The following is an 11580-nucleotide window of genomic DNA, read 5'->3' on the forward strand; positions in this document are numbered from 1 at the left end:
GCACCCGGCATGCCCGGGAGGGGGGTCCCCGGCGTCGGGGTGCCCGGCGCAGGGCTGCCGGGCGCGGCCGAGGACGAGACCAGCAGCGGTGCCGCGTGCATCCGGCCCAGCGGCTCGCCGTCCCGGTGGAGCTGCACGGTCAGCACGTAGCGGCCCTCGGCCAACTCCATGGACGGCGACAGGGCGGTGCCGTCGCTGAACGCGACCAGGTCGAAGCGGGCGTCGCCGGCGTCGTCGGTCGGCACGGTGACGCCGTCGAGCGTGACGGCCTTCTGCGACAGGGCCCAGATCTCGCCGTCCTGCTCCATGCCGAGGCCGACGCCCACCGTGTAGGTGCCGGGGCCGCCGGGGGTGCTGATCCCGATCGTCGGCGTGACCGTGCCCGGACGGGCGGTCATCGACGTGAAGGCGTACCGGACGGTCGCGCCGGAGTCGGTGAGCCCGGCCATCGTGAGCCGTCCGCCGGTGACCGACTTCCCGGAGAAAGCCGCGACGGGGTCGACGTCGCCCAGCAGCGCCGCCTTGAGCTCGGCGGCGGAGGCGGTCGGCATCACCGACCGGTACAGGGCGACCGCGGCCGCGACGTGCGGTGCGGCGTACGACGTGCCACTGCCGACGCGGACGCCGCCGTCGTTCCAGACGACCGCGACCAGCTCGCCGGGCGCGAACAGGTCGACCGACGCCGCTCCGTACGCGGAGTGGGCCGCCATCGTGTCGGCGGCCGTGGAGCTGCCGACGGTGACGATGTTGGGCTCGGTCAGGCTCGCGGGGTAGACGATGCTGGTGTCCCGGTTCAGGGAGTCGTTCCCGGCCGCCGCGACGACCAGGACGTCGTGGGCCTCGGCGTAGGCGACTGCCTCGCGGAGCAGTTGCAGGGGCCAGCCGCTGAACTGCCCGCCCCACGAGGCGTTGATGACGTCGGCGCCGTTGTCGACGGCGTACCGGATGGCCTTGGCCCCCAGGACGACGTCGACGCCCGACCCGCTGCCGATGACCAGCGGCATGATCGTCACGTCCGGCGCGACGCCGGCCGTGGCCACGCCGTTGTTCGCGCGGGCGCCCACGATGCCGGAGACGCTGGTGCCGTGAGTGCCCATGCTGCCGTTGTCGATGTCGGCGGAGTTCGTGGCGAAGTTCCACCCGTGGCAGTCGCCGGGGAGGCCGTTGCCATCGGTGTCGGTGGTGCCGCACCGTTCCCGCGGGTTGGTCCACAGCGAGCCGACCAGGTCGGGGTGGTCGGAGTCGAAACCGGTGTCGACCACCGCGACGACCCGGCCGTGGCCGGTGCCGATGTCCCAGCCGGCGGTGGCGTCGACGTCCGCGTCGGCCACGGCGGCCTGCTGGTAGGCGTTGCTGCCGGTGTTCTCGAGGTTCCAGCCGTAGTCGCGGGCGTAGGGGTCGGTGACCGTCCCCAGCACGGGCACCGACGGCGAGAGCTCCACCGCGTCGATCCCGGGCACCGCCCCCAGCCGCTCGGGTGCCACGCCGTCGGTCGCCACGAGGGCGTGCGTGCCGTCGATCCACTGGGCGCTGGCCACCCCGGGAACGGCGTCCAGCGACGTCAGCAGGTCCGATCCGGCCGTCCCGGGCTGCGCGGTGAGCACGTAGCGGGTCAGGCCGTCGCCCTCGCCGTAGCCGGCGACGAGCTCGACGGAGGGCTGGGCCCACGCCGACCAGACCGCGGCACCGGCATAGCCGGCCACCACCGCCGAGGTCAGGACGATCCCCATGACCCGCTTGCTCGTCATCCGCTGCAGCCCTCCGGCGCGGCTCCCCGGTCGGTCCGGGAGGCATTCCTGGCTCGCTTCGGCACGTCGGGCCCCCCGGTTGAGACGTGGCCGAGCGGATTCACCCGGAGGGAGGGCAGGACCGGTTCCCTAGACTCCGCGCCATGCTGCTGAGCGACCGCGACATCACGGCCGCGATCGCCGAGGGACGCCTCGGGATCGACCCCTACGACCCGGGCCTGGTGCAGCCGTCCAGCATCGACGTCCGGCTGGACCGGTACTTCCGCGTGTTCAACAACTCCCGGTACACCCACATCGACCCGGCGGCGCAGCAGGATGACCTCACCACGCTGGTCGAGCCCGACGGCGACGAGCCGTTCGTGCTGCATCCGGGGGAGTTCGTGCTCGGCTCCACGCTGGAGGTCATCAGCCTCCCCGACGACCTCGCCGCCCGTCTGGAGGGCAAGTCCTCGCTCGGGCGGCTCGGTCTGCTGACCCACTCGACCGCGGGGTTCGTCGACCCCGGCTTCTCCGGCCACATCACGCTGGAGCTGTCCAACGTGGCCAACCTGCCGATCACGCTGTGGCCCGGGATGAAGATCGGCCAGCTGTGCATGTTCCGCCTCACCAGCACGGCGGAGCACCCCTACGGCTCGGCGGTGTACGGCTCGCGCTACCAGGACCAGCGCGGCCCCACGCCGTCGCGGTCCTACCGGAACTTCACCCGCGCGGAGACCCGCCGTCCCGACTGATCCGTGAGCTGACCGGCGGCTCCGCGCCGGCGACCTCGATCCCGTCGCCGCCGGGGCTGCCGCCGTCGGCGGCCGGCAGCAGGTGCGCGATCTCGTCGTCGACGTACCGGTTCCGGGTGACCAACCAGCCCAGGGACCAGAGAGCGGCGACCCCGGCCAGGACGAGCACGAACATGCCGTCGTACCCGCCGGTGGCGCCGCGCAGCACGCCCACCAGCAGCGGGCCGGCACCGGCGACCAGGTAGCCCCAGCCCTGGGTGACGGTGGACAGCGCCGCCGTCGTCACCGGGGTGCGGGCCCGCAGGCCCAGCAGCGCCAGCACCATCGCGAAGGTGCCCAGGCCCAGGCCGAGCAGCACCATCCACAGCCACGGCGCGGCCAGCGGGGCCGTCCACAGGCCGATCCAGCCGGCGAGGTAGCAGCACATGAAGAAGCAGAGCAGCGGCCACTGCCAGCGGGGGCGGACGGTCAGCACGGGCACGATCGCGTTGACCGGGATGGCGACGATCGAGTTGACGCCCAGCAGGAGTCCGGCCGTCGCGGCGCTCAGGCCCGTGTCGCGCAGGTACTGGGCCGACCAGCCGACGATCACGTAGGCCTGCATCGCCTGCAGGCCGAAGAAGGCGGTGAGGGCCAGCGTGAGGCGGCTGCGCAGCACCACCCGCAGCCCGACGGCGGCGTGCGAGGCGCGCGAGGCCCCCGGGGTGGGGCGCACGAGCAGCCAGGGGAGCGCGGCCACGAGCGCCACCGCCGCCCAGATCCCCAGCGCCCAGCGCCAGCCGTCCTCGCCGACGGCGTCGGCGATCGGCTGGGTCGCGACAGAGGCGACGGCCGCCCCCACGCTCAGCGCGGTGCTGTACGCGGCCACCAGCAGACCGGTGCGATCGGGGAAGTAGCGCTTCACGATGCTGGGCAACAGCACGTTGCCCAGGGCGCCGCCGGTCATCGCCATCACGGTGCCGACGACGAACAGGGCGAACGAGCCCGCGGCGCTGCGCAGGACCAGCCCCGCCGCCATGGTGAGCAGCGCGCCGGCCAGCACCTGCGAGTCGCGGAACCGGGCCGACAGCGGCGGACCGGCGAAACCGAGGGCGGCGAAGCAGAGCACCGGCAGCGAGGTCACCAGTCCGGCCAGCCCGCTGGACAGCCCCAGACCCGTCTCGATCTCCTCCAGCACCGGGCCGATGCTGTTGACGGCGGTGCGCAGGTTCAGGCCGGTGAGCACGATGGCCACGGCGATCAGGGCCAGGCCGCGTCGCCGGGACCCCGCCGGGGCGAGGACGGGCGGGGCGCTGCGACTCACCCCGCGATCGTCCTCCATGGCGGGCGGAACACCGCGGTCGGGTTGGTTGCCCGGTGCACCTCAGCTGCGCACGCCCGCCACCCTGGGCACGGTGCGCGGGACGCGGTGCCAGACGGCGCGCTGCAGCGCCAGCGTGGCCAGCGCCGCGACCAGGATCCCCACCAGGTTGATGGCCAGCTGGGTGGCGGCGCGGGTGAACTCCTCGCGCCCGCCGAGAGCCAGGGCGAGGGCCATGTCCGCCGCTGCGGGAACGGTCGTCACCGAGATGAAGACGCCGACCAGCGCGCCGCTCTTGGTCGAGGTCAGCGACAGGACGCCGGCGATCCCGGCGAGGACCGCCACCACGACCGACCACCGGTCGGGCGCGGTGATGAAGCCGGTCGCGGGGCGCTCGGCGCTGAGGAGCTCCGTGCCGAACCAGCCGAGACCCCGGCCGGCGAGCACCGCGAGGGTGGTGATGGTGATCGCCACCAGGAACCCCACGAGCAGCGAGGTCGCCGCCTGCCGCACGATGGAGGGCCGGCGGTGCAGGAGGGCGACGGCGAGGGCGGCCAGGGGAGCGAACTCGGGGCCGAGCACCATCGCGCCGATCACCAGGACCGCCGAGTCGTTGATGATGGCCACCGCGGCCAGCAGCGTGGCGATGGTGAGGAACGCCAGGTAGGAGACCGACAGCGAGGAGTCGGCGTCGGTGGTGCGCACCACCTGCTCCCAGACGACGGCGTCGGCGCCGTCCCCGGGCGCGTCGTCCTCCGCGCGGCGGGCCGCGGAGGAGACGGCGGCGTCCACGGCCACCATCGCGATCCCGCCGTCCCGGTCGATCCCGAGGTCGCGCATCGCCGCGACCAGGCCGTCGGCCGACTCGCGGGCGACGTCGGCCAGCACCAGGTCCCCGGCGGGGGCGACCGAGGCGCCACGCAGCACGGCGAGGTGCGCGGTCCCCGGATCGTGGGCGAACAGGTCGCGCACCTGCTCGGTCCGGTCGGCGGGCACGGTCACCCGCAGCTGCAACAGCATCCGGCCACTGTGCAGGGTCCCGCCGCGGGCGTGCGAGGGGTGGGGGAGAGTGTGGTCCTTCCCTGGCTACACCGGAACGACGACGGCGCGCGTCCCCCTCGCAGGTGTTCGCGCGCCGTCGTCGGTTCGAGTGGGTCAGTTCTCGGGGTCGTGGATGGTGTTCGCCGAATCCAGACCGACCACGTCGTCGGCCTTGGTGCCGACGTCGGCACCCTGCTCCGCGCCCTGGGCGGAGACCGCCACCGGCTGCATCGAGCGCAGCAGGATCTGGCTGACGTCGAGGACCTCGACGTGCTCGCCGGCCTCGCCGTTCTGCTTCTTGCTCGTGAGGGCGTCGCTCAGCATCGTGATGCAGAACGGGCACGCGGTGGAGATGACGTCGGGATCGAGCTCGAGCGCCTCCTCGGTGCGCTCCATGTTGATCCGCTTGCCGATCTTCTCCTCCATCCACATGCGGGCACCGCCGGCACCGCAGCAGAAGCCGCGGTCCTTGCAGCGGTGCATCTCCTGCGTGGTGAGGCCCTGGACGGAGTCCAGGATCTCGCGCGGGGGCGTGTAGACCTTGTTGTGCCGGCCCAGGAAGCACGGGTCGTGGTAGGTGACCTTGCGGTCGACGGGCGTGACCGGGGTCAGCCGGCCCTCCTCCACCAGCTGTCCGAGCAGCTGCGTGTGGTGGATGACCTCGTACTCGCCGCCCACCTGCGGGTACTCCTTGCCCAGTGAGTTGAAGCAGTGCGGGCAGGTCGCGACGATCTTGCGGGTGCCGGGCACGCGACCCTCGAAGACGCCGTTGAGGGTCTCGACGTTCTCCATGGCCAGCTGCTGGAACAGGAACTCGTTGCCCATGCGGCGGGCCGGGTCACCGGAGCAGGTCTCCCCGTTACCGAGGACGGCGAACTCGACGCCGGCGGTGTGCAGCAGCTCGGCGACGGCCTTGGTGACCTTCTTGGCGCGGTCGTCGACGGCGCCGGCGCAGCCGACCCAGAACAGGTACTCGACCTCGTGCGGGAGCGGGCCGTCGGCCACGCGCACCTCGAAGTCCAGCTCCTTGATCCAGTCCTCGCGGACGTTGCCGCCCATGCCCCATGGGTTTCCGCGCTTCTCGAGGTTGGTCATCATGACGCCGGCCTCGGACGGGAAGTTCGACTCGATCAGCACCTGGTAGCGGCGCATGTCCTGGATGTGGTCGATGTGCTCGATGTCGACCGGGCACTGCTCGACGCAGGCGCCGCAGTTGGTGCAGCTCCACAGGACGTCGGGGTCGATGACCCCGCCCTCCTCCAGGGTGCCCACCAGCGGGCGGTGGGCCTGCGCGTCGTTGGTGCCTTCGATGCGGGCGTAGCCGGAGGCCCAGACCTGCTCGTCGCTGGGCTTGAGGACGTCGTAGTCCGGCATGGTCTCCGCGGCGGTCTTCTCACCGAGGATGTAAGGGGCCTTCGCGTAGAGGTGGTCGCGGAGGTCCATGATCACCATCTTCGGGCTGAGCGGCTTGCCCGTGTTCCACGCCGGGCACTGGCTCTGGCAGCGACCGCACTCGGTGCAGGTGCTGAAGTCCAGCATTCCCTTCCAGGTGAAGTCCTCGATCTTGCCGCGACCGAAGACGTCGTCCTCGCCCGGATCCTCGAAGTCGATCAGCTTGCCGCCGCTGGACATCGGCAGCAGCGGGCCGAGCGCGGGGGCGCCGTCGGCGTTGCGCTTGAAGTAGATGTTGAAGAAGGCGCTGAACCGGTGCCAGGCGACACCCATGTTCAGGATCCGGCTGAGGACGACCAGCCAGGCCAGCGAGACCACGATCTTGACGAAGGCAACGATCGACAGCAGGTCCGGGCTGTCGGGCAGGACGCTGCCCAGGGCGCTCGCGACGGGGTGCGACCAGGCCGGCGCGTCGGTGAGGTCGGAGGAGACCTTGAGTGCGCGGATCAGCAGGATGCAGGTGCCGACGATCAGGACGACGGCCTCGACGAAGTAGCCGCGGCCCTCGTTCGACCCGGCGAAGCGGCTCTTGCGGCCCTGGCGGCGCGGGTGGTCCTTCTGGCGCCGGTAGATCAGGTAGACGATGCCGAGGATCGTGCCCGTGCCGATGATGTCGGCGAACAGGTTCCACAGGCTCCACTCGCCGATGATCGGCAGGTGGAACGCCGGGTTCCAGACCTCGCCGAACGCCTCGACGAGGGTCAGGAACAGACCGTAGAAGCCGACGAACACGAACCAGTGCGCGATGCCGATCGACGACCACTTGAGCATGCGGGTGTGGCCGAGCGACTCGATCGCGAGCGTCTTCAGCCGCGTCTTGACCGGCCCGAAACGGGTGCCGTCGGGCTGGCCGGTGCGGATGATCCGCACCATCGCGCGCACGGCGCGGTAGGCCAGGACCGAGGCCACGATCAGGAACAGGACGCTGATCGTCCCGAGGACGATCTGCAGCGGGCCCGTCATGTTTTCCTCCCCGGACGCCTGGCGGCGTCGGCTGACTCCCGTCGGCCACGTGGGGCGACGAGGCTGGATGTGGTGCGCGCTCCCTCGGCTCGCTCTCGCGAGCCGGTCGTGCGGGCGCGTGCGGGCACCACTGCCCGCACTGCTGCGCACGATAGCGGGCGCGCCAGAAGGCTACTCGCGGGTAATCCGATGTGGGGATCACGATCCGTCGGGACGCGGCCGCCGCCGCGCGCAGCTGCTCGGCCGTCGCGTGTCCGGTGAGCACGGTGGCGTCCATGGCGACGACGACGGCGTCGTCGAGAGGACACTCCCGGGCGCAGTCGACCAGCGTGCTGGGCGCAGAGGTCAGCCGCACCGGCCCGGAGCGCCATCGTTCCTCAGGCGCCAGGGTGCGCAGGCCATGACGTAGCCCGTGCCACGGCGCCACTGCCCGGGATCGGTGAGCCGGACGAGAACGTCGGCGGACCCGGGCAGCGGCATCTGCCAGACCCGGGCGGCCGCCCGTGGCTGGTTACTGCGGCCGCCCTGCCCACGGGCCAGGCTGCCGAGCTGGTCTCGTCGGTGGGGCGGGAACCGCTCGAGGCGTGGACGTCGGCCCGGAGTGTGGACGGCGGCCCTCGCCGCCGGCACGCGGACCCCGCGCTGGAGTGCGAGGACGGGGTGCTGCTGGCGAGGTCGGCGCCGTCGACCGCGCATCCCGCGGCGATACGGCGAAGTTGAGTCGAGGGGACGCACCCCGGGAACACGGCTGCACCGAGTGCCGTTAAGCTGGGCAGGAAAGTTGAGCGAACCCGGCGCAAGGCTTGCCGGCGCCGCGGTTCCTCGGCCGACCCACACGGACCAGCACCAAACCCAGCACACGGAAGAGAGGCCATCTCCATGGCTCGAGCGGTCGGTATCGACCTCGGCACCACCAACTCCGTCGTCACCGTCCTGGAGGGCGGCGAGCCGACGGTCATCGCCAACTCCGAGGGTTCGCGCACCACCCCGTCGGTCGTCGCCTTCGCCAAGAACGGCGAGGTCCTCGTCGGCCAGTCGGCCAAGAACCAGGCGGTCACCAACGTCGACCGCACCATCCGGTCGGTGAAGCGCCACATGGGCACCGACTGGAAGACCGACGAGATCGACGGCAAGCGCTACACGCCGCAGGAGATCAGCGCCCGCACGCTGCAGAAGCTGAAGCGGGACGCCGAGACCTACCTGGGCGAGCCGGTGACCGACGCCGTCATCACCGTCCCCGCCTACTTCGAGGACGCCCAGCGCCAGGCGACCAAGGAGGCCGGCGAGATCGCGGGCCTCAACGTCCTGCGCATCGTCAACGAGCCGACCGCGGCCGCGCTGGCCTACGGCCTGGACAAGGGCGAGACCGAGCAGACGATCCTCGTGTTCGACCTCGGTGGCGGCACCTTCGACGTCTCGCTGCTGGAGATCGGCGACGGCGTCATCGAGGTCAAGGCCACCGCCGGTGACAACCACCTCGGTGGTGACGACTGGGACGAGCGCGTCGTCAAGCACCTCGTGCAGACGTTCAACGCCTCCAACGGCATCGACCTGTCCAAGGACAAGCTGGCCATGCAGCGCCTCCGCGAGGCCGCCGAGAAGGCGAAGATCGAGCTGTCGGGTGCGCAGTCGACGAACGTCAACCTGCCCTACATCACCGCCGGCGCCGAGGGTCCGCTGCACCTCGACGTCACGATCACCCGCGCCGAGTTCCAGCGGCTCACCCAGGACCTGCTCGACCGGGCCCGCGCGCCGTTCAACCAGGCGATCCGCGACGCCGGCATCTCCGTCGGCCAGATCGACCACGTCGTCCTCGTGGGTGGCTCGACCCGCATGCCGGCCGTGTCCGACCTGGTGCGCGAGCTGACCGGCGGCAAGGAGCCCAACAAGGGCGTCAACCCCGACGAGGTCGTGGCCATCGGTGCCGCGCTGCAGGCCGGTGTTCTCCGCGGCGAGGTCAAGGACGTCCTGCTCCTCGACGTCACCCCGCTGTCCCTGGGCATCGAGACCAAGGGCGGGATCATGACCAAGCTCATCGAGCGCAACACCACGATCCCGACCAAGCGCAGCGAGATCTTCACGACGGCCGACGACAACCAGCCGTCGGTGCAGATCCAGGTCTTCCAGGGCGAGCGCGAGATGGCCGCCTACAACAAGAAGCTCGGCATGTTCGAGCTGACCGGTCTGCCGCCGGCGCCCCGCGGCGTCCCGCAGATCGAGGTGGCCTTCGACATCGACGCCAACGGCATCGTGCACGTGTCGGCCAAGGACCTCGGCACGGGCAAGGAGCAGTCGATGACCATCACCGGCGGCTCGGCCCTCCCGAAGGACGACATCGAGCGGATGATGAAGGACGCGGAGGCGCACGCCGAGGAGGACAAGCGCCGCCGCGACGAGGCCGAGACCCGCAACCTCGCGGAGTCGCTGCAGTACCAGACCGAGAAGTTCCTCGCGGAGAACGGCGACAAGATCCCCGCGGAGAAGAAGGACGAGCTCGGCGAGGCACTCTCCGAGCTGCGCTCGGCCCTCGGCGGCTCCGACATCGCCGCCATCAAGGCCGCGCAGGAGAAGGTGGCCCGCGTGTCCCAGGAGGTCGGCGGGGCGCTCTACGCCCAGCAGGCCGAGGCGGCCGGTCCGGAGGCCGGCGGTGACGCCGGTGCCGAGAGCGCGTCGACGACGAACGACGACGACGTGGTCGACGCCGAGATCGTCGACGAGGACACCGACCGCCGATGACAGAGCGGGAAGAGCAGCCGCGGGTCGTGATCCGGGACAAGCGGCGGATCGACCCGACCACTGGTGAAGTCCGTGCGCCGGCCGGCGAGCAGCCGGCCGGCGCACGGCCCCGTCCCGACCTCCCAGGGGAGCAGATGAGCGAGCACGAGACGCCGGCCGCCGAGCAGCCGGTGGAACAGCCCGTCGCCGGGAACGGTGGTGGCGACCTGGCCCAGCAGCTGGCCGAGCGCACCGAGGACCTGCAGCGGGTCACCGCCGAGTACGCCAACTACCGGCGCCGGGTCGACCGCGACCGCACGCTGGTCGTCGACCAGGCGGCCGAGCGGTTCGCCGCCCAGCTGTTCCCGATCGTCGACGACATCGAGCGGGCGAGGGACCACGGCGACCTCACCGGCGCCTTCAAGGTGGTGGGCGACCGCGTGCTCGGGCTGCTCGACGGCCTCGGCGTCGAGGCGTTCGGGAAGGCCGGCGACGAGTTCGACCCGTCGCTGCACGAGGCGGTCATGCACGACACGTCCGCCGAGGTCGGCGTCCCGACGGCCAGCACCGTTCTGCGGCAGGGTTTCCGCCGCGGGGACCGCGTGCTGCGGACTGCGATGGTCGCGGTCACCGAGCCCGAGAACCCGGCGCCCGCCCAGGAGCCGGCCGCGGCGCAGCCGTCCGGCGACGAGACCGGCGCCTCGGCGTCGGACTGATCCGGAGAGGGGGCGTCGATGAGCACCCGTGACTTCATCGAGAAGGACTACTACGGCGCGCTCGGCGTTCCCCAGAACGCCGACGCCGCCGCGATCAAGAAGGCCTATCGCAAGCTGGCCCAGGAGCTGCACCCGGACAAGAACCCGGGCAACGCCGAAGCCGAGGCCCGCTTCAAGGACGTCTCCGAGGCCTACGACGTGCTCTCCGACCCGAAGCGGCGCGGCGAGTACGACGACGCACGGCGGTTGTTCGGCGCCGGGGGTGCGGGCGCCCGGGCCGGGTTCCCGGGCGGTTTCCCGGGCGCCGGGCCCGGCGGTCAGCCCTTCGACCTCGGCGACCTCTTCGGCGCGGCCGGTGGGGGCGCTCGCAACGCCGGCGGACTGGGGGACCTCCTCGGCGGCCTGTTCGGCGGCGCCGCCGGCGCCGGCGGCGGTGCCCGGGCGCGGAGCCAGGCGGCATCCGGACCGGCGCGCGGGCAGGACGTCGAGACGGAGGCGACGCTCTCCTTCGAGGAGGCCGTCCTCGGCGTGACGGTGCCCCTGCGGATGCAGAGCCCGGGCACCTGCGCCACCTGTGCCGGGAGCGGGGCCAGGCCGGGCACCAGCCCGCACATCTGCACGGTGTGCCAGGGCGCCGGAGTGACCAGCCGCAGCCAGGGTGCGTTCGCCTTCTCCGAGCCCTGCCGGAACTGCCGCGGCAGCGGGCAGGAGATCGACGACCCGTGCCCGACCTGCGCCGGCAGCGGCATCACCACCCAGACCCGCACGATCACCGTCCGGATCCCGGCCGGGGTGAAGGACGGCCAGCGCATCCGGCTCGCCGGCAAGGGGGCGCCGGGGCGGCGGGGCGGGCCGGCCGGTGATCTGTTCGTGGTCGTCCACGTGGCCGAGCACCGGCCTGTCACTGCCACAGG

The 11580-nt window shown here is 72.0% G+C and carries 8 protein-coding genes; 4 read left to right on the forward strand and 4 right to left on the reverse strand.

The window, feature by feature from the left end; all coding sequences use genetic code 11:
• Positions 1–1748: S8 family serine peptidase (locus tag C5508_RS17415; RefSeq protein WP_157944137.1), on the reverse strand; the 1748-nt coding region annotated here is incomplete at its 3' end.
• A 143-nt stretch (positions 1749–1891) separates the two neighbouring features.
• Between C5508_RS17415 and dcd the strand changes: the two genes are divergently transcribed.
• The gene (dcd, locus tag C5508_RS17420; RefSeq protein WP_104526198.1) at positions 1892–2479 is read left to right on the forward strand and encodes a dCTP deaminase; all 588 of its coding nucleotides are present in this window, start codon (positions 1892–1894) and stop codon (positions 2477–2479) included.
• Here the strand turns inward: dcd and C5508_RS17425 are convergent.
• From C5508_RS17425 to C5508_RS17435, 3 genes are all read right to left on the reverse strand, one after another.
• Positions 2448–3782, reverse strand: a complete 1335-nt coding sequence (locus tag C5508_RS17425) for an MFS transporter (protein WP_232797252.1) — start codon at positions 3780–3782, stop codon at positions 2448–2450. The two genes, dcd and C5508_RS17425, sit on opposite strands and share 32 nt — an antisense overlap.
• Before the next feature lie 60 nt (positions 3783–3842).
• Complete coding sequence (locus C5508_RS17430; RefSeq protein ID WP_198598159.1) at positions 3843–4799, reverse strand: DUF389 domain-containing protein; 957 nt, start codon at positions 4797–4799, stop codon at positions 3843–3845.
• A 135-nt stretch (positions 4800–4934) separates the two neighbouring features.
• The gene (locus C5508_RS17435; RefSeq protein WP_104526200.1) at positions 4935–7235 is read right to left on the reverse strand and encodes a heterodisulfide reductase-related iron-sulfur binding cluster; all 2301 of its coding nucleotides are present in this window, start codon (positions 7233–7235) and stop codon (positions 4935–4937) included.
• 879 nt (positions 7236–8114) lie between these two features.
• On the opposite strand from C5508_RS17435, the gene dnaK reads away from it, so the two are divergent.
• The 3 genes from dnaK to C5508_RS17450 all read left to right on the forward strand — a co-directional run.
• Positions 8115–9971 carry a molecular chaperone DnaK gene (gene dnaK / locus C5508_RS17440; protein WP_104526201.1) on the forward strand — a complete coding sequence of 619 codons (1857 nt, stop codon included), beginning with the start codon at positions 8115–8117 and terminating at the stop codon, positions 9969–9971.
• Positions 9968–10666 carry a nucleotide exchange factor GrpE gene (gene grpE / locus C5508_RS17445; protein ID WP_104526202.1) on the forward strand — a complete coding sequence of 233 codons (699 nt, stop codon included), beginning with the start codon at positions 9968–9970 and terminating at the stop codon, positions 10664–10666. Before dnaK ends, grpE begins: the two co-directional genes overlap by 4 nt.
• An 18-nt stretch (positions 10667–10684) precedes the next feature.
• Positions 10685–11580 (forward strand): DnaJ domain-containing protein (locus C5508_RS17450; RefSeq protein ID WP_104526203.1); only part of this gene is annotated, 896 nt, incomplete at its 3' end.

Origin of the sequence: Blastococcus atacamensis (assembly GCF_002938425.1) — a bacterium.
GTDB classification, from domain to species: Bacteria; Actinomycetota; Actinomycetes; order Mycobacteriales; family Geodermatophilaceae; genus Blastococcus; species Blastococcus atacamensis.